This is a genomic window from Kitasatospora sp. SUK 42 (genome assembly GCF_015776785.2).
In the GTDB taxonomy this organism is placed as follows: Bacteria; Actinomycetota; Actinomycetes; order Streptomycetales; family Streptomycetaceae; genus Kitasatospora.
In genome coordinates, this window is sequence record NZ_LFMD02000002.1 from 477413 (window position 1) to 500162 (window position 22750).

The 22750-nt window shown below is 74.4% G+C and carries 16 protein-coding genes; 4 read left to right on the forward strand and 12 right to left on the reverse strand.

Features of this window, described 5'->3' with window-relative positions; all coding sequences use genetic code 11:
* Positions 1-48: 48 nt before the first annotated feature.
* From RZ50_RS02020 to RZ50_RS02035, 4 genes are all read right to left on the reverse strand, one after another.
* Positions 49-957 (reverse strand): hypothetical protein, encoded by a 909-nt coding sequence (locus tag RZ50_RS02020; protein WP_196949588.1) that lies wholly within the window; start codon positions 955-957, stop codon positions 49-51.
* Positions 958-960: 3 nt separating this feature from the next.
* Entirely contained in the window at positions 961-2472 is a 1512-nt protein-coding gene (locus RZ50_RS29640) for an ATP-binding cassette domain-containing protein (protein ID WP_256463659.1), read from the reverse strand.
* Between the two features lie 184 nt (positions 2473-2656).
* Positions 2657-3415 (reverse strand): NUDIX domain-containing protein, encoded by a 759-nt coding sequence (locus tag RZ50_RS02030; RefSeq protein WP_196950374.1) that lies wholly within the window; start codon positions 3413-3415, stop codon positions 2657-2659.
* 174 nt (positions 3416-3589) lie between these two features.
* A complete protein-coding gene (locus RZ50_RS02035; RefSeq protein ID WP_254802135.1) occupies positions 3590-5713 on the reverse strand; it encodes a glycogen debranching N-terminal domain-containing protein in 2124 nt (707 codons plus the stop codon).
* Between the two features lie 698 nt (positions 5714-6411).
* On the opposite strand from RZ50_RS02035, the gene RZ50_RS02040 reads away from it, so the two are divergent.
* Positions 6412-7725, forward strand: a complete 1314-nt coding sequence (locus RZ50_RS02040) for an alpha/beta fold hydrolase (protein ID WP_196950770.1) — start codon at positions 6412-6414, stop codon at positions 7723-7725.
* 31 nt (positions 7726-7756) lie between these two features.
* On the opposite strand, the gene RZ50_RS02045 is transcribed toward RZ50_RS02040, so the two are convergent.
* Entirely contained in the window at positions 7757-9250 is a 1494-nt protein-coding gene (locus tag RZ50_RS02045) for a DUF4192 domain-containing protein (protein WP_217680193.1), read from the reverse strand.
* Between the two features lie 229 nt (positions 9251-9479).
* Here RZ50_RS02045 and RZ50_RS02050 point away from each other — a divergent pair, with 229 nt between their 5' ends.
* Positions 9480-11672, forward strand: coding sequence for a RecQ family ATP-dependent DNA helicase (locus RZ50_RS02050; RefSeq protein ID WP_196952179.1), 2193 nt, complete (start codon positions 9480-9482; stop codon positions 11670-11672).
* 414 nt (positions 11673-12086) lie between these two features.
* Complete coding sequence (locus RZ50_RS02055; RefSeq protein ID WP_308271209.1) at positions 12087-12758, forward strand: hypothetical protein; 672 nt, start codon at positions 12087-12089, stop codon at positions 12756-12758.
* A 207-nt stretch (positions 12759-12965) separates the two neighbouring features.
* Here RZ50_RS02055 and RZ50_RS02060 read toward each other — a convergent pair whose 3' ends face one another.
* From RZ50_RS02060 to RZ50_RS02070, 3 genes are all read right to left on the reverse strand, one after another.
* Positions 12966-13493 (reverse strand): hypothetical protein, encoded by a 528-nt coding sequence (locus RZ50_RS02060; protein ID WP_308271211.1) that lies wholly within the window; start codon positions 13491-13493, stop codon positions 12966-12968.
* A 257-nt stretch (positions 13494-13750) separates the two neighbouring features.
* The gene (locus RZ50_RS02065) at positions 13751-14449 is read right to left on the reverse strand and encodes a ribonuclease HII (protein WP_196952177.1); all 699 of its coding nucleotides are present in this window, start codon (positions 14447-14449) and stop codon (positions 13751-13753) included.
* 46 nt (positions 14450-14495) lie between these two features.
* Entirely contained in the window at positions 14496-15161 is a 666-nt protein-coding gene (locus RZ50_RS02070; RefSeq protein WP_308271213.1) for a TetR-like C-terminal domain-containing protein, read from the reverse strand.
* 370 nt (positions 15162-15531) lie between these two features.
* Here RZ50_RS02070 and RZ50_RS02075 point away from each other — a divergent pair, with 370 nt between their 5' ends.
* Entirely contained in the window at positions 15532-17079 is a 1548-nt protein-coding gene (locus RZ50_RS02075) for an MFS transporter (protein WP_374199858.1), read from the forward strand.
* Positions 17080-17246: 167 nt separating this feature from the next.
* Here RZ50_RS02075 and RZ50_RS02080 read toward each other — a convergent pair whose 3' ends face one another.
* The 4 genes from RZ50_RS02080 to RZ50_RS02095 form a co-directional block, all read right to left on the reverse strand.
* Positions 17247-18857, reverse strand: a complete 1611-nt coding sequence (locus RZ50_RS02080; RefSeq protein WP_196952176.1) for a DUF4153 domain-containing protein — start codon at positions 18855-18857, stop codon at positions 17247-17249.
* A 156-nt stretch (positions 18858-19013) separates the two neighbouring features.
* Complete coding sequence (locus RZ50_RS02085; RefSeq protein ID WP_196952175.1) at positions 19014-19922, reverse strand: carbohydrate ABC transporter permease; 909 nt, start codon at positions 19920-19922, stop codon at positions 19014-19016.
* Entirely contained in the window at positions 19919-20980 is a 1062-nt protein-coding gene (locus tag RZ50_RS02090; protein ID WP_217680196.1) for a carbohydrate ABC transporter permease, read from the reverse strand. Before RZ50_RS02090 ends, RZ50_RS02085 begins: the two co-directional genes overlap by 4 nt.
* Before the next feature lie 212 nt (positions 20981-21192).
* Positions 21193-22578, reverse strand: a complete 1386-nt coding sequence (locus RZ50_RS02095) for an ABC transporter substrate-binding protein (RefSeq protein WP_196952173.1) — start codon at positions 22576-22578, stop codon at positions 21193-21195.
* Positions 22579-22750 lie beyond the last annotated feature (172 nt).

The following is a 22750-nucleotide window of genomic DNA, read 5'->3' on the forward strand; positions in this document are numbered from 1 at the left end:
GGGCGTGTGGGCGTTGGGGTGTTGCGGGCGCTCCGGGCGTTGCGGGCGCTACAGCGCGCGGCGGCGGGCCTGGACGAGCAGGGCCACCAGCAGCAGGACCGCCGCAGGGGTCGCGACGGCCCAGAGCAGCGCCGGGTTCGTCAGCGCCGCGTTCCCGGCCGCCGCGGCCTCGCGTGCTCCGCCGTACACCCAGCCGTAGGCCCACTCGATGCCGGACCGGAAGGGCAGCGGCCCGGCCGCCCGGCTCGACCACGGACGGCCGCTCCCCCGCAGCAGCAGGGCGACACCGGACTCCAGCAGCGACGGCAGCGCGCACAGCAGCAGCACCCCGGCGACGGCGCTGCGGGTCAGCGAGGCGGTCAGCACACCGGTCCAGGCCGCCACCACGGTCAGCAGGACGAACACCATCAGCGCGGCCGGCACCCCGTGGCCGGCCACCAGGCCCAGCGGGGCGAACACGGCCGGCAGGTCGCCGAGGGCGCTCAGCCCGGCGGTGTCCAGCGCCCCGGACACCTGACCGGACAGCGCGGCCGGGTCCGCCCAGGCGGCCACCGTCACCCCGCGCGGCAGCGCGAGGTGCACGGCCACCGCGTCCAGCAGCAGGGTGGCCAGCGCCAGCACAGCCGCCACCGAGCCGACCACCAGCAGCTTGGCCAGCAGCAGCCGCACCCGGCGCGAGTACGCCACCTGGGAGGCGGGCAGCCCCGGGTAGCGCACCTCGTGCCCGTACGAGAGCGCCCCCAGCAGGCCGGCGCCGAACACCGCGAAGGGCAGTGGGATCAGCGGGAGGGCGGCGGTCAGCAACCGCACCCCGGCCGGGGCTTCGAGCGGGCCCGCGGGGGTCCGGCTCGCCAGGCCGGCGGCCGCGATGGCGTCGCAGAGCAGTACGGCGGCGAGCAGCAGCCAGGTGGAACGCAGGCCGCGCAGGCGGCGCAGCTCGTAGGCCAGGACACGCACGGTTCACTCGCTCCGGTGGTCGTCGGGGGTGGCGGGGGCGGGAGTGGCGGGGGTTGAAGTGGCGGAGGTGGCGGGGGCGGTGGGAGTGGCAGAGGTGGCAGGGGCCTTGCTCCTGCCGACGCGGCGGAGGCGGACGGTGTCGTCGGTGCGCAGGTCGGCGGCGCCCTCACCACGGCGCGGGGGCTTGGCGGGGGTGGGAGCGGCAGGGGCGGAAGCGGCTCCGGTGGGCTCGACCGCCTTGGCGGGGGTGGCGGCCGGGGCCGGGTCGTCACGGAAGAGGCGGTCCACGGCAACGGTGGGGGTGGGGGCCTCCTGCTGGGCGGCGGGCGTACCGAGGACGGGGAGGACGGCCGTCACCGAGGCGACGGGCAGCGCGCGGGTGGGCGGGGCCGCGTCGTCCCGGGAGCGGCCCTCCGAGGCGGGCTCGGGGACGGCGGGCCGACGAGCCGCCTCGAAGCTCCGGCCGGGGCGCCGCCCAGAGGGCTTGTCAGGGCGCCGCTCGGAGGGCTTGCCGGGGTGCTGATCGGGGTGCTGGTCGGCATTTCGGTCGGTGCTCTGCTCGGGCTCGGCTTCGGCCTGCGACTGGAGGCTGAGGTGGCCGGTGCGGCCGGAGGCGGCCGGCAGGACGGCCCGCGGGGCCGGCTGCTCGACCACCCGGTCGGCCAGCTCGTGCAACATGATCCCGTGGCGGTACGCGAGTTCGCCGATCTCGGTACGGCCGATGCCGGCCACCGAGAGGCCCGCACCGCCCTCCCGGCGGACCTTCGCGCCCTGGCTGACCAGCAGGTCGGCCAAGCGCGCCATCTGCGGCCCCCGGACGGCCACTTCGGGGCTGAGCCTGGTCCGACAGAACTCCGAGACCGGCTGGTCGGCCACCATGCGGCCACGGTCCAGGGTGACCACCCGGTCCGCGAACTGCGCGGCCTCCTGCGGGATGCGGGTGGTCACCAGGACCGTCCCGCCCGCGACGGCGAAGGAGCGCAGGAAGGAGTGGAACCACTCGACGTTGCGTGGCGACAGGCCCTCGGTCGGCGCGTCCAGCAGCAGGGTGCCGGGATCGCCGAGCAGCGCGGCGGCGAGGGCGAGCCGACGGTGCATGCCGGGCGAGAAGGCCCGCAGCCGCTGCCCGGCGACACCCGCCAGCCGGGTCTGCTCCAGCAGCTCGTCGGCCCGCCGGGCGGGGACGCCCACCGCCGCGGCCAGCATCCGCAGGTGGCTGCGCGCCTTGCAGCCCGGATGCCCGGCCTCCATCGAGGGCCCGTCCCCCGGACCGGGCAGCAGCACACCGACCTCGCGTTCGGGGCAGCGGAGCCGGTGGTAGGGGCGGTCGCCGAAGAGGGTGACGCCTTGGCCGCGTTCGAGTTCGAGCATCAGCCGCAGCGCGGTGGACTTGCCGGCCCCCTCGTCCCCGAGCAGTACGGTCACCAGGCCGGGCCGGGCGTCGAAGGTCAGATCGAGCACGGCGGGCGGGGCACCCTTGCGGTACACCTTGGTCAGTCCGGTGATCTGGATCATCGCTGGCTGCTCCCAATGCCCTCGGCCGACCTGCTCGACGCCAGCACATTAGGGGTCGGCACCTCCGATTCCGGGCATTACCGGACCGCCACGGGCCCGCCTCACACCCGCCTCACCCGATCAGGGGAAAGTCCGATCCCGCGATTCACGGGCATGCGTTCTCCAGGCCCGGGAGCCCTGGCCCTCAGGCGTCAGGGCGGAGCATCGGCGGGTTGAGGACGGTCGCGCCGCCCGCGGTGAACAGCTGGGCCGGGCGGCCCCCCTGACGGGTCGTCGTGCCGCCGGAGGGGAGGAGGAAGCCGGGGGTTCCGGTGACCTTGCGGTGGAAGTTGCGCGGGTCGAGCACCACGCCCCACACCGCCTCGTAGACCCGGCGCAGCTCGCCGACGGTGAACTCGGTCGGACAGAAGGCGGTGGCGAGGGAGGAGTACTCGATCTTGGAGCGGGCGCGTTCCACACCGTCGGCGAGGATCAGGCCGTGGTCGAAGGCGAGCGGGACGCCGTCGGCCGGGCTCTCACCGAGGAGTTCGCTGACCGGAGCCCAGCGGGCGCTGCTGGCGTCGCCGCCGGCCCGCGGGGTCGGGAGGTCAGGGGCGAGCACCAGGTAGGCGACGCTGACCACGCGCATCCGGGGGTCGCGCTGGGGGTGGCCGTAGGTGGCGAGCTGTTCCAGGTGGGCGCCGGCCGCGCCGGGGCCGACCGCCTCGTGGCCGGGGGCCGAGTGGGCGCGCAGGCCGGTCTCCTCGGCCAGCTCGCGGGAGGCGGCCTCGGCCAGGCCCTCGTCCGGGCGGACGAAGCCGCCGGGCAGGGCCCAGTACCCCTGGTAGGGAGGCTCACCGCGTCTGACCAGCAGGGCGCAGAGCGAGTGGTCGCGCACCGTCAGCACCACCAGGTCAACCGTGACAGCGAACGGGGGGAAGGCCGACGGATCGTAACGCGACATGGCGACGATCATAGTCGTCTCTCTGACGATAAGCACAGGCCCGCACACGGAATGCGCGGCACCGCCCACCGCGCCCGCCCGGCGCGGTTCGCGCGCGGGCGGGCGGTCCCATGCGGGTGCCGTCGGGCACGGGCGGGCACGGGCGGGCACGGGCGGGCACGGGCGGGCACGGTGTCAGCGGGCGACCAGTTGGAGCTCCGCAGAGGCCTCCTCCACCATCGCCACCCCGATCCGGCTCACCCGGACCGAGAAGGGCTCGCCCGCCACCCGCAGGCCGGTCAGCTCCAGTTCTCCGAGCGGGGCGGTGCTGGCCGGGCGGACCAGGACCCTGCCGCCCGGGACGTCGGGCCGGACGCCCGCGAGGGCGAACACCGCATGGACGGCTCCGGCCGCGGAGACCGCCGCCGGGCGGCAGGCGGCGGGGTGCGGCACCGGCGGGCAGCCGGGGGTGCGCTGCTCCCCCGCGTACATCTCGGGCAGTCGGCCCTCGAAGTGGGCGGCCGCGGCGAGCAGGCCCTCCAGCAGGGTGCCGGCCTCGTTCTCGTGGCCGGCCGCGGCGAGTCCGGCGATCGCCAGTGCCGTCTCGTGGACCCGCACCGCCCCGCCGCGGTGACCCAGGGGGTTGAAGCGGGGCGACTTGGCGCTGAGGGTGCGCAGGCCCCAGCCGCTGTCCAGCTCCGGGGCGACGAGGCGCTGGGCGAGCAGCCTGGTCTGCTCGCGGTCCAGCAGGCTCTCGTGCCGGCCGCCGTCGGCGGCGAGCCCGGTGTCGAGCAGGTGCACCAGGGAGGAGGCGACGGCCGGCAGCGGCTGGCCGCCCGGGGCCAGCCCGGCGGCAGGGCGGCCGCCGGAGAGGTCGTCGATCCAGAACCGCTCGCGGAAGCGACCGCGCAGGTCGGCGGCCCAGTCCCGCCATTCCTGGGCGCCGGGGCGGCCGAAGGCCTCCAGGAGCTCGGCGCCGTGCAGGGCGGCCCGGTGGGCCTGCGCCTGGACCTCGGCGCGGGCGGGCACCGGGTGGGCGGCACGTTCCTCCGCCGGGCGGCTGAGGTCGGTGACGAAGCCGTCGACCAGGCCCTTGCGCAGGGCGGCCAGGGCCCGCTCGGCGGCCGGGAACAGGTCGGCGACCTCCGCTCGGGGCAGGCCCCAGCGCCAGGCCTCGGCCAGGACGGTGACGAACAGCAGGGTGGCCTCGGTGGAGGTGCAGGTGGGCGGCAGTTCGGGGCCGCCGTGCCGCAGCGCGCCGGGCAGCAGGCCCTCGGTGCGGCCCGGAGCGGGGGCGAGCTGCTGACGGCGGGCCAGTGCGCGGAGCGTTCCGGCGGCGAGCCGGGTGCCGAGCGGCAGCGTCAGCCGGGCGGCCCAGAGCGCGTCGGCCGGGGCGAGGCCGAACCGCCAGGGTGCGCCGGAGGCCGGGTAGAGGTCGGTCGGGCGGTCCGGGTCCGCGAACAGCAGTCCGCCGAGGGCGTCCAGGGAACGGGCGACCAGCAGGGCGGCACGGGCGTCGTCGCTGCGGACCTCCGGTTCGGCCCAGGGCAGCGGGACACCGGTGCCGCGCCCACCGGGCGGGCGGGGGCCGCCGGGGGCCGTCTCCAGCTCGGCGCGCAGCTCGACCGACCAGCGGGCGCCGGGCTGGACCTCCAGGTCCCAGCGGAGCACCCCTGCCCCGGCGAGGACGGCGTGCGGGGAGGGCTTGGCGCTGACCACGGCGCTGTGCACCGAGCCGGCCCAGCGCAGCCCGGCGGACTGCACCTGGCCCGGCAGGTCGGGCGGGCGGTGCCCGGCGGCGATCTCGGCGACCGGGCCGAGGTCGGTGCCGAGGGCGATCTCCAGCGGCAGCCGGGCGAGCCGGGCGCCGGTGTTGCGCACGGTGACGGTCTCCAGGCCGTCCGCGTGGCGCAGCCGCTCCACGGTGAGCGCCGGGTCGGGGTCGAGGTCGCCCGGGATCCGGACGGCGCCGAGGAAACGGGCCTGGGCGGTGCTGGTCGAGGTGCCCTGGAGCGGCAGCGGCTCCATGCCGCCGAGCCGCAGCTCCATCCGGGCGAGCACCCGGACGCCGTTGCGGTAGAAGCCGTGCAGGCTGTGGCCGCGCAGCTGGCCGTCGGGGCCGGAGGCGGCCATCGCGGGGGCGTTGACGCAGAGCACCGCGTGGTGGACGGCGGGGGGCTGCGGCCGCGGCGGGGCCGCAGGCCGGCCCAGGCCGGCGGGTGCGCCCACGGGCCCGGTCGGCGGGACCTGGTCGGGGCGCCCGGCAGGTCGGGGCGCGCCGACCACGCTCTCGGCCGGCATGGCCTGTGGTGGCCTCATGGCGGTCACCGGACTCTCCTCCCCTCGGCGGTCCGGTGGCCGGGTCAGGCCGGTGGGCCGCGAGCATGCTCGATCGCGTGCTGATGGTGCCGGGCCGACGGGGTCTCCCCCGTCGGCGGGTGTGCCGTGTCTGGCCGTACCCGGTGGTGGGCCGTGCCATGCGGTGTGCGGTACCAGGCCGGTACCGGCGCGCCGCGCCTTCGCGTCGGGCACACCACCGCGCCCGGCACGTCGTCAGGTCCGCTGCCCCGGCCTGCCGGTGATGCCGCCCTGCTCGGAACGCTCCGCCCCGTGGCCCGCGCCCGTCCGCGGCCACGCCCGTCCGGTCCGTGCCACCGGGCGGGCGGCCGCCCGCAACCGGGTGCCGTCGGACACCGCCCGAACGCAGGGCCCCCCGGGGTGAACGCCGCGCACCGCCGTCAGGTCACGCCCCGCCGTGACCGCCTCCGGTCGCACCCGGTTCCTCGGGCCCGTCACCGGGGCCTCGTCGCAGGCCCGGCGCCGTCCGCGGCTCGGCCCGCTCCAGAGCCTGTTGGCCCGGCGCCTCGGCCGGTGCGGGCCGCCCGGCCGGGTGGGCGGGGCGGTCGAACGGGTGCTCGACCGCCGCCAGGATACGGTGCGGGGGTCGCGGCGCCCGCACCCGGTGACCCCGTGAGCCGCGACGCAAACGCTGTGACCAGCAGAGACCGAGGAGTTGCATGTCCACCGCCAGCCGGCTGCCCGGGATTGTCACGACCGACCACGCCTTCCAGCTCCCCCTCGACCACTCCGCCCCCGAGGGCGAGCAGATCGAGGTGTACGCCCGCGAGGTGGTGGCCGCCGGACGCGAGCAGGACGACCTGCCCTGGCTGGTCTTCCTCCAGGGCGGGCCCGGCGGCAAGGCCTCCCGCCCGCTCGGCCGGGACGCCTGGCTGGACCGCGCCCTGGACGACTACCGCGTGCTGCTGCTCGACCAGCGCGGCACCGGGCGGTCCACACCCGCGACCCGTCAGACCCTCGCCCGGCGCGGCGGCCCGCAGGAGCAGGCGGACTACCTGGCGCACTTCCGCGCGGACTCGATCGTGCGGGACGCCGAGCTGATCCGCCACCGACTGCTCGGCGCAGACCGGCGCTGGAGCGTGCTCGGCCAGAGCTTCGGCGGCTTCTGCACCCTGACCTACCTCTCCTTCGCTCCCGAAGGCCTGACCGAGGCCTTCATCACCGGAGGCCTCTCCGGCCTCGGCAGCTCGGCCGACGACGTCTACCGCGCCGCCTACCCGCGCGTCGTCCGCAAGAACGAGGACCACTACGCCCGGTTCCCGCAGGACGTCGAAGCCGTGCGGCGGATCGCCGCCCACCTCGCCGACTCCCCCGCCGCCCTGCCCGGCGGCGGGCTGCTCACCGTCGAGGCCTTCCAGTGGCTCGGGCTGATGCTCGGCGGCGGCAGCGGCTCGGGCACCCTGCACTACCTGCTGGAGGAGGCCTGGGTGGAGGGCCCGGCCGGGGCCGAGCTCTCCGACACCTTCCTGGCCGGCGTCCAGGCCCGGATCTCCTTCGCCGAGGGCCCGCTGTACGCCGTGCTGCACGAGTCGATCTACGGCCAGCGCTCCGTCGACCAGGGCGGCACCGCCTGGTCGGCCGAGCGGATCCGCAAGGAGTTCCCGCAGTTCGACGCCCGGGCCGCGCTGGAGTCCGGCGCCCCGGTGCTGTTCACCGGGGAGATGATCTACCCCTGGATGTTCGACACCGACCCGGCGCTGCGCCCGCTGAAGGAGACCGCGGACCTGCTCGCCGCCCGCACCGACTGGCCCGACCTGTACGACCCGGCGCGGCTGGCTGCCAACACCGTTCCGGTCGTGGCGGCGGTGTACCACGACGACATGTACGTGGACACCGCCGACTCGCTGGCGACCGCCCGCGCGGTGCGCGGTCTGCGGACCTGGATCACCAACGAGTGGGAGCACGACGGCCTGCGGCTGAGCGGCGGCAAGGTGCTGGACCGGCTGATCAAGGTGGCGCGCGGCGAGGCGTAGCAGCCTGCCGGCCGACGGGGCGGCGAGTGGATCAGTGCGCACGGCGGGCTCCTCTCACCGCCTGCCGGGTGCCGCGGCACCGATGGACCCCGGTACCGGACCGGACGGCGGCCGATGCGCAGGCCGCCACCCGGCCGAGCCGCACACCTCGGGCGGGCCTCTCCGCGCGGGTCGGGCCGCACCCGGGCGCCACGAGCAGGGCGCCCGGCCCGGCCCGGCCCGCATCTGGACCCGGCCCCTCGGAGCGCTCGGCGCCACCGGGGCCGGGGTCGGCCGGGGCCGGCGCCGCGGACCCGCCCTTCCGCCGCCCGCCCCGTCGGCGTCGGCGCGCACCACCGGACGAACCGGACCGTCCCTCGGAGGCTCCGCCCGCGGCCGGGGCGGGCGACGGCTCCGGTTTGCCGTCGGGCGCCGGCTCGGGCACGGGCGCGGCCGCGCCTTCCTCGCGTCGCCGTCGCTGGGCCTCGACGGCGGCCATCAACGCCCCGGGCGTCATGCCGTCGTTCATCGACTCGTACAGCAGCTCGGCCAGCAGGTAGCCCGGGGCCAGCCGCAGCGCGTGGCCGAGCACCACCCGGGCGGTCGCCGTGTCCCCGGCGACCCAGGAGGCCCAGGCCAGCAGGGTGAGCGGGGCCACCGCGCAGCCCTCGTACGGCGGCACGGCGCGCCGTGCGAGGAAGCGCCAGAGCCGCTCCGCGGGGGCGAGCTCGGCGGGCCGGACGCGCTCGACCCCGCGGTCGCGGGTGAGGCGGTCCCGCAGGGCGAGCAGCAGCCGGGCCGCCCGCTCCTCGTCGAGCTCCCGGGCACCGGCCGCGAACTCGGCGAAGGCCTGCTCCAGCAGCTCGATACCCTGCTCCCGGGAGACGGAGCCTGCGGCGGCCTCGGCCCGGGCGAGTGCCTCGCGCTGGACGGCGTCCTGCGGCGGACCCACCGGGGCCACCCCGCCGAGGATCGCCTTCCGGCTGCCGCGCGGCACCAGTCCGGCCACCGTCGCGGCGGCGGCCGCCGGGCCCGGATCGGGCCCGCGCCGCACCGGGTTGCCCGCCGGATCGCAGCACCCCTCGCGGCGGCAGAGGAAGGACCACCAGCGGCCGTCCGAGACGCACAGCGACTCCTTGACCGCCACTCCCCTGCGGCCGAAGGCCGCGCGGAGGTCGTCCGCCAGCGGTCGCAGGCCGGCGACCACCGGCGGGGCGTGCGCCGCGGCCGGATCCTGGCAGAGGTAGAGGAGCACCTGGAGCGGCCGACTGCCGTGCCGCTCGGAGAGGGCGACCAGCAGGGCTGCCGTCTCCTCCGCCGCGGCCGGCCAGTCCGCGGGCGAGACCGGGAGGTCCGCCCGGATGACCCCGCCCTGGTGCAGGTCGGGGCCCTGGAGGCCCACCGCGACGATGCTGTCGTCGGGGTAGAACCCCAGGAAGTAGGGCAACAGCTCGGCCATGTCGGCCGGACCGCGCATGACGACCGGCCGCTGCTCGGAAGCCGGGCCGAGGGACAGGATGACGTGTTCGTTGTTCATCGCGTTCATGGCCGCAAGAGTGGACGCGATCCGACAACGGCCCCGGAAACTTCTTCTTTCCTGTGGATAACCCCGCCCCCGAATTTCTCGTCGCCCATTCGGAGTACATGAAACCCGCTCTCGCGAGTGGATTTTGACAACCGTTCAGCTGATCAACGGATGAAATAAGCCCCGCCTTCCGCTCCCCCGCCCCACCCGCATTCGCCCCTTGTCAGCCGCATGGGGTTACATCGACGCCATGCAGCAGCCCGACACCCACACCACCACCGCCGACCGCGCCGAGGTCCGGGCGCGGGCCGAAGCCGTCCTGCGCGAGCTGGCCGGCCCCGGCGCCACCCTGCGCGAGGACCAGTGGACGGCCATCGAGGCCCTCGTGGTCGACCACCGCCGCGCCCTGGTCGTCCAGCGCACCGGATGGGGGAAGTCCGCGGTCTACTTCATCGCCACCGCCCTGCTCCGCGCCCGGGGCGCCGGGCCGACGGTGATCGTCTCCCCGCTGCTCGCCCTGATGCGCAACCAGGTCGAGTCGGCGGCCCGGGCCGGCATCCACGCCCGCACCATCAACTCGGCCAACACCGCGGAGTGGGACGAGATCCAGGCCGAGGTCGCCGCCGGGAAGGTCGACATCCTGCTGGTCAGCCCCGAGCGGCTGAACAACCCGGACTTCCGCGACCAGGTGCTGCCGAAACTCGCCGCCTCGACCGGCCTGCTGGTGGTCGACGAGGCCCACTGCATCTCCGACTGGGGGCACGACTTCCGCCCCGACTACCGGCGACTGCGCACCATGCTCGCGGACCTGCCGCCCGGCGTCCCGGTGCTGGCCACCACCGCCACCGCCAACGCCCGGGTCACCGCGGACGTCGCCGAGCAGCTCGGCACCGGCACCACCGACGAGCGCGCCCTGGTGCTGCGCGGGCCGCTCGACCGGGAAAGCCTCACCCTGGGCGTGCTGGCCCTGCCCGACCCGGCGCAGCGGCTCGCCTGGCTGGCCGACCACCTCGACCGGCTGCCCGGCTCCGGCATCGTCTACACCCTGACGGTCGCCGCGGCCGAGGAGGTGACGGCCTTCCTGCGCGAGCGCGGCTTCCCGGTGGCCTCCTACTCCGGCCGCACCGAGGACGCCGAGCGCCGCACCGCCGAGGCCGACCTGCTGGCCAACCGGGTCAAGGCGCTGGTCGCCACCTCCGCGCTCGGCATGGGCTTCGACAAGCCCGACCTCGGATTCGTGGTGCACCTGGGCTCGCCCAGCTCGCCGATCGCCTACTACCAGCAGGTCGGCCGGGCCGGGCGCGGGGTGGACCGGGCCGAGGTCCTGCTGCTGCCCGGGCGCGAGGACGAGGCCATCTGGCGCTACTTCGCCTCGCTGGTCTTCCCCCCGGAGGAGCAGGTTCGCCGCACCATCGACGCGCTGGCCGAGGCCGGCCGGCCGCTCTCCACCGCCGCCCTGGAGCCCCGGGTGGACCTGCGCCGCGCCCGGCTGGAGACCATGCTCAAGGTGCTCGACGTGGACGGCGCCGTCCGCCGGGTCAAGGGCGGCTGGACGGCCACCGGGCAGAGCTGGGAGTACGACACCGCCCGCTACGCCAAGGTCGCCGCCTCCCGGGAGGCGGAACAGCGGGCGATGCGCGAGTATGCGGCGGCCACCGGCTGCCGGATGGAGTTCCTGCGCCGCCAGCTGGACGACGAGCGGGCCGCGCCGTGCGGGCGGTGCGACAACTGCGCGGGGCCGCTGCACACCCCGGAGGTCTCCGCCGAGACGCTGGCCGCGGCCCGGGCCGCCCTCGGCCGCCCGGGGGTGAGCTTCGAGCCGCGCCGCCTCTGGCCCACCGGGATGGACTCGCTCGGGGTATCGCTCAAGGGCCGGATCCCGGCGGGCGAGCAGGCCGAGACCGGCCGGGCGCTCGGCCGGCTGTCCGACATCGGCTGGGGCAACCGGCTGCGCACCCTGCTCGCGGAGCAGGCGCCGGACGTGCCGGTGCCCGGCGAGGCGGTGGACGCGCTGGTGGCCGTGCTCGCCGACTGGGCCCGCGGCCCGGGTGGCTGGGCCGGGCCCGCGACGGCGGAGGACGTCCGGCTGGAGCGGCCGGTGGGCGTGGTGACCATGGCCTCCTCGACCCGCCCGCAGCTGGTCGGCAGCCTCGGCGCGCGGATCGCCGAGATCGGGCGGATGCCGCTGCTCGGCCGGATCGAGTACGCCGGCGGGCTGCCGCCGCACGGTGCCCGCAGCAACAGCGCGCAGCGGCTGCACTCGCTGGCCGGGTCACTGTGCCTGCCGCCGGAGCTGGAGCAGGCGGTGGCGGCCGCCGGCGGGCCGGTGCTGCTGGTGGACGACCTCGTGGACTCGGGGTGGACGGTCACCGTGGCCGCCCGACTGCTGCGTCGGGCGGGGGCGAGCGCGGTGCTGCCGCTGGTGCTGGCCGTGCAGGGGTGAGCGGGCGGCGACCGGCCGCCGCGAGCACCGCCACCGTCACTCGAATGGCCTAACAGAAAGGAGCCCGCGAAGCGATTTCGATCACATCGGAGACCTGACCCGAGAAAGGAGTGCCCGCCATGCCGAAGACGGTTCGCCACACCCTCCGCACGTTGTGGATCAAGGCCGGGCGGCACCTGAGCGGAGCTCGGGCGGCCGTGGAACATATCCGGCAGAACATGGGCTATCGGGTGGCGTTCATCATTTCATCGTTGCCGCTCCGCCCCCGTTGCCCCGAGAATTGGGGAGTACCCGAAACTCGGTCCGTTGGACCCGCCCTTCGGCGTACCCAGGCACCCGCCTGCCCACGGGCCAGGAAGGAGGATCGTGATCAACGGTATCGGCCGAGGTCAACATCCCCTCTCCGGAGGTTCGGTGCCCAGACGGCTGCTGGACCTGGAGACCTGGACCGCCTCGGGGATCCCGTTACTGCGCGACCCGCGCGAGTTCGTCCTGGAGCTGCACCAACGTCACCTGCCCCAGCCGGGCACGGTCGTGGTCGCCGTCCTGGACGCGCTCCACCACCTCGCCGCCTCGGCCTCGTTCACGCCCTGGCCACACGACACCGACGGCTGGCAGCACCGGAACGCCCTGCTGGCGCATCTGCGCCGGATCATCCCGCACGACCTGCGACGACCCGCGCCGACCCGGACGGCCGTGCTGCTGCGCTGCCGCGACGGCGCGCCCGGCTGGACGGAGCAGGACGGCGCCTGGATGTGGGCGCTGCGGGACGCGGCCGTGCTGCACGGGCTGCGCTGCGGCGCGTACATCGGACTCACCCCGGCGGGTTGGCAGATCCTCGGGGACGGGCGCGGCGGGCGCAATCCGCACGCGGGGTCGTGGGCGGACGGGCCGGTACACACCGTGACGGAGCTGCCGCCGCGATCGGCGCTCGACGACGCCCCGCGCAGCCAGCGCGCCCGACAGCAGGCCTCCGAGCAGGCCAAACGGGCCGACTGTCCGCAGCGCCCCCCGCAGCCCGAGGCCCCGTGGGTCCAGGCGCGGGTCGCGAACGTCGAACCGACCCGCCGTACCGGCACGCGCTGAGCGGCGCCGCCGGGCACCCGCCCAGCGAACACCCGCCTGACGAACGGCCGCCCGACGAACGGGCCCCGGACCGGCACTCGCCGAACGCCGGCAGCACCCGGTCCGCCAGCAGGGCACCGGACGGGCCCCGGGCCCGGCACCGTACGGCACCGGGCCCGGAACGGGAACGACTGTCAGACGTCGGCGGGGTGAGCGGTCGGGGAGCGGTCAGGCCTTGACCGGGCGCCCCGGCGCGGCTCCGGCCGCATCCGCGGCAACCGGCCCGGCCTCCCCGCAGACCACCAGCAGCGCGGTCGCGCGGCCGATCGCCTCGGTGTACGCCTCGGCCGCCCGGGCGGCCGAACCGCCGTTGACCACCAGGACGACCACCTCGCGGCGGACCGGCCGGGTCAGCGCGGCGTCGGCGTAGAACACGTCGCCGCCCTCGGTGAGCTGCGCCCAGTAGCGCTCCTCACCGAAGGAGAGTTCGTGCTGCTGCCACGGGTGCGCCTCGCCGACGGTCAGCACCAGGATGTCGCCCGGGTTGCGGCCGGAGTCCAGCAACTGGTCGACCGTGTCGTCGGCCCGGTCCAGCGCCTGGGCCGGGGTGGCGGCGACGCGCTGGACCTCGACCTGCGGCGTGGCGGGAGCCGGGCGGCGCGGTGCCGGTCCGGGCTTGGGGATCAGACGCGGCAGGCCCGAACGGTCGGCACGCGGCGTCGCCGGGCGCGGCGGGCCCGGGCGGGGTCCGGGCACCGGGAGCGGTGCGACGGTGACGGTGGTGGGTGCGGTGGTGGGTGCGCCGCCGGTGGCAGGCGTGTGGAGGGCTTGTGCGTCCGACTCGCGTGGGAAGGGAACGCCGGGGCCCGGGAGGCTCTCGTGAATCTCCGGCTCCTCGGGGAAGACAGGCATACCCGGATATCTATCAAATGCCGGTCGGACGCGCACGGGCACCCCACCCATTGGGCGCCGGGCACCTGCCACCCCCGCCCGGGGCAATTCCAGACGGAACGTCAGAAACCGAGCGTCAACTGTTCGTCGGCGGACCCCTGGCCCGCACCGACGACGTCCCGACCGCGCTTGAGGTGCCGCCACTTGGGCAGTGCGTCCATGTACGCCCAGGAGAGCCGGTGCTGCTCGGTGGGGCCGTATTCCTCCAGCGCGGCGCGGTGCACCGGGGACGGGTAGCCGGCGTTGTCCGCGAAGCCGTACTCCGGGTGCGCCTCGCCCAGTTCGGCCATCAGCCCGTCACGGTGGACCTTGGCGAGCACCGAGGCGGCGGAGACGCAGATGCAGGACTGGTCGCCCTTGATCACCGTGCGTACCCGCCACGGGCCGCCGAGGTAGTCGTGCTTGCCGTCCAGGATCACCGCGTCGGGCTCGACCGGCAGCGCCTCCAGCGCGCGGACGGCGGCCAGCCGCAGCGCCGCCGTCATGCCGAGTTCGTCACACTCCTGCGGCGAGGCGTGCCCGAGCGCGTACGCGGTGACCCAGTCGGCCAGGACCGGTGCGAGCGCCTTGCGGCGCAGCTCGGTGAGCAGCTTGGAGTCGGTCAGCCCCTCCGGCGCCCTGCGCAACCCGGTGACGGCCGCGCCGACGGTGACCGGCCCGGCCCAGGCGCCGCGCCCGACCTCGTCCAGGCCGACCACGACCTTGGCGCCGGCCCGGCGGAGCGAACGTTCGACGGAGTGCGTCGGCGGGACGATGGGCATGACGGTGTTCCGTTCCGGTGGGGGCGGTCTCCAGCCTAAGCCCGCCCTACGGCTGCCGGATCAGCGGTACCAGGACGTCGTCCACCAGCCGGACCGCGAAGTCGGGCGGCAGCCGGTCCCGGTCGCAGGCCTTCACCTGGAACATCAGCATCGCCGGGACCACGTCGGCGACCAGTGGGGTGACCGCGCCGGGCCGGACGTCCCCGCGTTCGACACCGCGGCGGAGGATGTCCAGGATGGCCTCCTTGGTCGGTTCGATCACCCGCTGAACGATGAAGTCCTTGAACACCTCGGCCTGTTGCTGGGAGAGCTCGCCCATCAGCGCTTGCAGGGCGGTGCCCGCCGGGGAGCCCATCGCGTCCACGAACACCTCGATGAGCTGCAGCAATTCGGCACGGGCGGCCCCGAGGTCGGGGATGTCGTGAGGGCGTGACAGAGTGGCGTCCAGGGCGTCGACGACGAGGTCGGCCTTGGACGCCCAACGCCGGTAGAGCGCGGCCTTCCCGGTCCGCGCCGCAGCGGCGACGCCCTCCATCGTCAGTCTCGCGTAGCCGCCGGAGGTGAGCTGGTCCAGCACGGCCTCGAAGATCGCGCTCTCCAACTCCCTCCCCCGGCGCCGCACCGGCCGCGCCAGGGCCTCCCTGGCGATCCGCACCGGACAGAGCGGCTCCGGCTCCGCCCCGGACTCCACCACCCCGAGCGACGCAGCCACGGGGGACACCGCCACCGCGGGGGACACCGCCCTCGCGGGGGTCGCCCCACCCGAGGGGGACACCGGCGTCGCGGCCACTCCGGGCGCCGGCGCGGCCGCCGACGGGCACGCGCCCTCCCCAGTCCTGGCCGCCGCCCGACCGGATGCCCGGTCCGCCACCAGGCGCCTCACCAACCGATCCATCGCCATCACCACCCTCCCTAAGGAACGCTTGCGTTCACTATCAAGCCAGGATATCGTCCAGATTAGTGAACGGGACCGTTCCTTCCTAGACCGCGCCGCCGCGCGGCAGCACACCCGGGTCCGGCGGGTCGACCGGACTTCGACCGAGTACCAGGCACCGCGCACATAGCCAGCAGGGGGCACATTCGTGGCTATCTCCGACACGCTCAGCAAGAACGCATCACCCCAGGGCAGTCAGGGCGGGGGCAAGGGCATCACCCTGACCGTCATCGCGGCCACGCAGCTCATGGTGGTGCTCGACGCGACCATCGTGAACATCGCGCTGCCGCACATCAAGGACGCGCTGAACTTCTCGACCACCGACCTGTCGTGGGTCATCAACGCCTACACGCTGACCTTCGGCGGCCTACTGCTGCTCGGCGGTCGCGTGGGTGACATCCTCGGCCGCCGCCGGGTGTTCATCTTCGGCACCCTGTTGTTCGGCCTGGCCTCGCTGCTGGGCGGGTTCGCGCAGGACAGCGGCCTGCTGCTGGCCGCCCGGGCACTCCAGGGCATCGGCGGCGCGATCTGCTCGCCGACCGCCTTCGCCCTGATCGCCACCAACTTCGAGGAGGGGCCGGAGCGCAACAAGGCGTTCGGCGTGTTCTCGGCGGTGGCCGGTTCGGGCGCCGCGATCGGTCTGCTGGCCGGCGGTCTGCTCACCGAGTACCTGAACTGGCGCTGGGTGTTCTTCGTCAACGTGCCGATCGCCATCCTGATCGCGATCGCCGCGCCGCGCTACATCACCGAGTCCGAGCGCCACCCGGGCCGTTTCGACCTGCCCGGCGCACTGACCTCGACGCTCGGCCTGGTCGGGCTGGTCTACGGCTTCATCCGGGCCGCCTCGGACGGCTGGTCGGACGCCGTCACGCTCGGCTCCTTCGCCGCCGGTGCGATCCTGCTGGCCGCCTTCTTCGTGGTCGAGAAGCGGACCGCCCAGCCCATCACCCCGCTGCACCTGTTCGCCGACCGCAACCGCACCGGCGGCCTGGTGATGATGCTCTGCCTGGCCGCGGCCATGTTCGGCATCTTCTTCTACGTCGTCCTGTTCGTGCAGGGCCCGCTCGGCTACAGCCCGCTGAAGGCGGGTGTGTCGTTCCTGCCGATCAGCGTGGCAATCATCGCCGCCGCGCAGATCGCGTCCAGCCTGCAGGCCAAGTACGGCCCGAAGCCGTTCATGGCGGGCGGCGCGCTGCTGGTCACCGTCGGCCTCACCTGGCTGACCCAGATGGGCAAGGACAGCGGCTACCTGGACGGGGTGCTCGGCCCCACGGTGGTCTTCGGCTTCGGCATGGGCCTGATCTTCGTCCCGGTGATGCTGCTCTCGGTCGCCGGCGTCCCCGGCGAGGAGACCGGCGCCGCCTCCGGCCTGCTCAACTCGATGCAGCAGATCGGCGGTTCGCTCGGCCTGTCGATCCTCACCACGGTCTTCGCGCACTACGCCACCGCCGAGGCCAAGGTGCAGCTGCCGAAGTTCATGGCCACGGCCACACCGGAGCAGCTGGGCTACCTGAAGGACCACCAGGACTTCCCGGCGGGCACCGATGCCGCCAACTCGGTCCTCACCGAGGGCATATCCCACGGCTTCATCGTGGGCGCCGCACTGGCGGCGGTCGCGCTGCTGGTCGCGCTCTTCGCGATCAAGGCGAAGGCCGGCGACCTGCCGAGCGAGACCGCCGGCGTCGCGATGCACTGAGCCGATCCACCGGCCGATCCACGGCGCCGGTCCGCTGGACCGGCGAGCTGGACCGACGAGCTGAACCGATGCGCCGAACCGTCGCGTCGAGCCACGGCGCGGCGGGAACGGACGACGGGCCGGACGGGAGCGGTGTGCTCCCGTCCGGCCCGTCGTCCGTCCGGCGCTCAGAGGAGTCCGTCGAACCGCAGCCCCGCCTGGGCGCAGGCCTTCCCGCTCCCCCGCCCGCCGTCGGACAGCGGCCCCGCGGCCAGGAGTTCGCGGGCCCGGGCGGCGGAGCGGCTGCTCGCGTACCAGGGCACGGGATGGTCCACCAGGTCGGTGCGGATCAGTTCGAGCGCACAGGTCCGCTGGGGCTCCGGCAGGCGGTCCAGGGCGGGGACGGCGTCCGCGGACAGGGTGCGGACGTTGCGCAGGTCGATCTGGTGCGAGCGCTCGAAGCGGGCGACATTCTGCTCGGCGACGATCGCGTCCGGCCCCATCAGCCCGTACGCCACGGCGGTCAGCGCACCGCTGAGCACCACGGCGCGCGGCAGCCAGCCGGCCGAACGGGTCAGCCCGGCGGCGATCAGCAGCGCGAACACGACGCCGAGCCAGATCTCGACCACCAGCACCCAGAGCCGGAGCCGGGTCAGTCCGGAGGCGTCGACGTAGAACCACATCCGGCCGAGCGCCGAGGCGACGACCACCAGGGCGAGCACGCAGAGCGCACCGAGCAGGATCCGCGTCAGCCGGCGGTCGGCGGAGGTGGCGCGAGGGGCCCAACGCTTGGCGACCGCGACCACGACCAGGGTCAGCACCGTGATGACCGACAGCTGCCAGAAGCCCTGGCGCGCGTACTCGGAGCGGCTCATGCCGGTGTCGCGCAGGACGGCGTCCGCGCCGCCGAGCACCACCACGGCCTGGATCACCGCGAACGCGCCGAACATCAGGTTGAGCGCGGTCAGCGGCAGCGCCCACTCCAGCCGGCCGCGCGCCCGGCCGGGCCGGACCACCGTACGGTCCCAGCGGCGCGGGCCGGCGGCGATGTGCGCGAGGCCCAGCGCGGTGAGCGTCCCGAGCACCAGCAGGAAGGCGCGCAGGGGCAGTTGGTCGACGGCGATGCTGGGGACGAGGCCGGTCAGCACGTCGGCCATGGCGGCGTCGGCGCCGGCGAACAGCCAGCCGAAGACGAGGAGGAGGACGGCGGCGACCGCGAGCGCCCTGAGCACCGGGACGATCCGGCCCCGGCCACGGGCGGTGTGCTCGGCCATCCCTTCGACGGCCCAGAGCACGCCGCTCCCCAAGTGCCAGAGCGGGCCCGGCAGGGAGAGCAGGACGCCCGGCCAGCGGCGGCCGCCGTGCAGCGCGAGCGAGGCCAGGCCCAGCGCGCCGACCGTCGAGAGCACGACCGGCCAGCCCGCCTCCCACAGCGCCGGCACGGCGAGCAGGGCCAGCGCGAGCACGCTCCACAGGACCGTCCAGACCCGGAGCCGGCGACCGGCCGCGCGGGCGGCGAGACCGGCGGCGACGGCCGCGGTCACCCCGCAGACCGTCAGGCCGACCCCGATGCCGTCACCCAGCAGCCAGGCCGTCAGCAGTCCGGTGAGCAGCGCGGCGAGGACCGTACGGGGGGTGGCGGGGGCCTTGCCCTGCGGGTCGCCGGAGCGCCACCAGGAGTCGCGTGACACGGGCTTGCCTGGCGCGCGGTACGGGCCGGGCGCGGGCTTGCCGGGTGCGCGGTACGGGCCGGGCGCGGTCGGCGGATCGGTCGGGGCAGGCGTGGACAGGCCTGACATGAGTCCCCCTCGGGGGTCGACGGGCAGGCGGAAGCCGCCCTCGGGGCGGTCCGTCGGCGGGCGCGTTCGGCGCCGCGGCCGTTGCCGACTGTAGACCATTCTGAACAAGTTCAAAAGTTGCTTCTGAACGCGTTCAGAACAGAGGTCGAGGACGGACTACCCCTTCACCGACCCGGCCAGCAGCCCCCGGACGAAGTACCGCTGGAGGCTGAAGAAGACGATCAGCGGCACGATGATCGACAGGAACGCCCCCGCCGTGAGCAGCTCCCAGCGCTGGCCGAGGGAGCCGGACTGCTGCGCCAGCCGGACCGTCATCGGCGCCACGTCCGGCGTGCCGCCCGCGAAGGTCAGCGCGACCAGCAGGTCGTTCCAGACCCACAGGAACTGGAAGATCGCGAACGAGGCCAGCGCCGGGGCGCTCAGCGGCAGCACGATCGAGCGGAAGACCCTGAAGTGCGAGGCGCCGTCCACGACCGCCGCCTCCATCAGGTCGCGCGGCAGCTGGGCGATGAAGTTGTGCAGCAGGAACACCGCCAGCGGCATCGCGAACATGGTGTGCGCCAGCCAGACCGGAGCGTAGCTGCCCTTCAGGTCCACCGCCGGGATCAGCGTCAGCGAGCCGAGGTGCGCGCCGCTGGAGAAGAGCCGCAGCAACGGGATCAGCGCCATCTGGAGCGGCACCACCTGGAGCGCGAAGACGGTGAAGAACACCGTGTCGCTGCCCCGGAACCGCACCCATGCCAGCGCGTAGGCGGCCATCGCCGCGAGCACCAGCGGGAAGAGCGTCGCCGGGATGCTGATCGCCAGCGAGTTCACCAGGAAGGGCATCAGGCCGGTGGAGACTCCGGAGCCGCCCTCGAACAGCACCGAGTGGTAGTTGCCGAGCCCGAAGTCCGGGTGGAGCAGGGCGTTCCACCAGCCGTCGGTGGTGACGGCCTCCTTGGGGCGCAGCGAGGTCACCAGCAGACCGAGCGTGGGGACCGTCCAGAGCACCGTCACGGCGATCACGAACGCCGAGGCCAGCGGGCTGCTGAAGGTCCTCCGTACCGCGCGACGGTCGTTCACCGCACCTCACGCTCCTTCCGCAGCCGGACGATGTTGTAGGCCACCAGCGGCAGCACGGCGAGGAAGAGCAGTACCGCGAGGGCGCTGCCCCGCCCGTCGTCGAACTGCACGAAGGACTGCGAGTACATCTCGTTGGCCAGCACCTGGGTGCCGAAGTTGCCGCCGGTCATGGTGCGGACGATGTCGAAGGCCTTCAGGGTGATGATCATGACGGTGGTCAGGACGACGATCACCGTGGTGCGGATCATCGGCACGGTGACGTACCAGAACTGCCGCACCCCGGTGGCGCCGTCCAGCCGGGCCGCCTCCACCACCTCGTCCGGGATCGCCCTGATCGCCGCCGACAGCACCACCATCGCGAAGCCCGTCTGCACCCACACCATGACCGCCATCAGCAGGAAGGTGTTCAGCGGCTGGGTGAGCAGCCAGTTCGGCGGGTCCGACCAGCCCACCGCGCGGGCGAGTTGGCTGAGCAGGCCGATCTGCGGCTGGCCCGGGCCGCGCGACTCGTAGACGAACTTGAAGATGATCGAGGCGCCGACCAGCGAGATCGCCATCGGCATGAAGATCAGCGACTTGTACACCGACTGGCCTCGCATCCGGTCCACCAGCAGCGCCAGCAGCAGCCCCAGCCCGGTCGCCACCAGCGGCGCGACCACCAGCCACAGCAGGGTGTTGAGCAGCACCCGCTGCACCGAGTCGGTGGTGAAGGCCCAGCCGAAGTTCCGGCCGCCGACGAACTCCGAGCCGTCGGCGTTGTGCAGGCTCAGGTAGACGGTACGGATCAGCGGCACGACCAGGCCGACCGCGATCAGCAGCACGGCCGGGCCGAGGAACACCAGGACGGCCAGCGGACGGGCCAGCCGGCCCCGGGCCCGCCCGGCGGCGAGGAAGACCAGCAGCAGGATCGCGAGGAAGCCCGCGACGGCGCCGAAGGTGTTGCCGAACTTGACCGCCGCGTCACCCCAGGCGCCGACGGCCAGCGGATCGCCGGCGGCCTGCGGGCTGACGGCGGCCAGGGAGTCGACGACGGGCGGTGGGGAGCCGGATACGGGCATGGCTGTGCGTCCCTCCTGGTCCGGTGGGAAGGGGGCGGGCGGTGCGGGTGGGTGGCCCCGCACCGCCCTCGACAGGTGGTCCTCGGAGTACGCCCGGCGAGTGCCAAGCGGGTGCATCAGCCAGGACCGACCGGAACACGCCCGGCAGGGGCCGAGCGGAGTGCGCCCGGCCAGGGCCGACCGGAACGCACCCGGCAGCGGCTACCCCGGGCTCACTTCGGCCAGGCGGCGTCGATGTCGGCGGCGGTCTTCTGGATCGACTGCCCCTCCGCGAACCAGGCGGTCAGCGACTTCCACTCCTGCCCTGAGCCGACCGCCGCGGGCATCATGTCGGAGGCGTCGAAGCGGAAGGTCGCGCCCGGGTCGGTCAGCGCCGCCGCCGAGAGCTGGTCGATCGGGTCGGTGTACAGGCTCTTGTCCACGCCCTGGTTGGCCGAGACCCAGCCGGTCGCCGTCCGCACCCGGCTGCTCGCCCAGTCCGAGCTGGACAGGTAGTTCTGCACCGCCTGCACCTCGGGCCGGCCGGAGAAGGCGGTCAGGAACTCGCCGCCGCCCTCGACCGGGTTGGCGACCGACGGGTTGACGGCGGGCAGGCGGAAGGCGAAGACGTCGCCGTCCGGGCCGACCTTGGTGCCCTTGGGCCACATCGCCTCGTAGAAGGAGGCCTGCTGGAGCATCGCGCACTTGCCGGTGAGGATCGGCGCACCCGCGTCCTGGAAGGTGGTGGTGGCGATCGACTTCACGTCGCCGTAGCCGCCGTTGACCCAGGCCGGGTTCAGCATCCAGTCGGCGACGGTCCTCATCGCGGTGGTGATCTTCTCGTCCGAGAACTTCACCTGGTGGCCCACCCACTGGTCGTACACCTCGCCGCCGTACGTGCCCAGCACCACCTCCTCCAGCCAGTCGGTGGCCGGCCAGCCGGTGGCGGTACCTGAGGCGATGCCGCCGCACCACGGCTTGGCACCGCCCGCCTTGGCGATCCGGTCGCTGAGCGCCATCAGGTCCGCCCAGGTCTTCGGCGTCTCGTAGCCGGCCGCCTTGAAGGTCTTCGGCGAGTACCAGACCAGCGACTTCATGTTGGCGCTCATCGGGGCCGCGTAGAAGGTGCCGTCGACCGAGCCGTAGGCCTTCCAGGCCGGGCTCCACTTGTCCTCGTTGGCGACGGTCTGCGCGGGCGGCTTGACCACCTTCCCGCTCTTGACCATCTGCGCCAGCAGGCCGGGCTGCGGGATGACCGCGAAGTCCGGGGCGTTGCCGCCGGCCACCCGGACCGGCAGCTGGGACTCGAAGTCGTTGGACCCCTCATAACTGATCTTGATCCCGGTGCACCTGCTGAACTCGGCCCAGGACTTCTCCAGGCTGTCCGACTCCGGGCTGAGGATCGAGGCGAACATCGTCACCGTCGCGCCCGAATGGCCCGCGTACGGCTGGTACTTGGCACAGTCACCGGTCAGCGACTGGGCGGCTCCACCGCCACCGCCCGAACCGCCGGAGCTGTTCGAGCAGGCCGCGGTCAGCACCAGCGCCGCCAACAGGGCGGGCGCGGCGGCCAGACGACGGCGGTAACCCGCGGACGGCGCGGTCGGTTTGAGAGTCAATGCGGTCCTCCTCGCCAGGGCGTGCTGCCGACTGTGAGCTGAACGACATTGCGCTGTACCGGAAATGGGCGTGCGGAGGTCACGGGCGAGCGGCGGTCGAACCGGTTCGACGACGTTAACTCAGCCGTCGGCCGCCGCCAAGGTCCACGGCCGGCCCTCACCCACCGGTGCC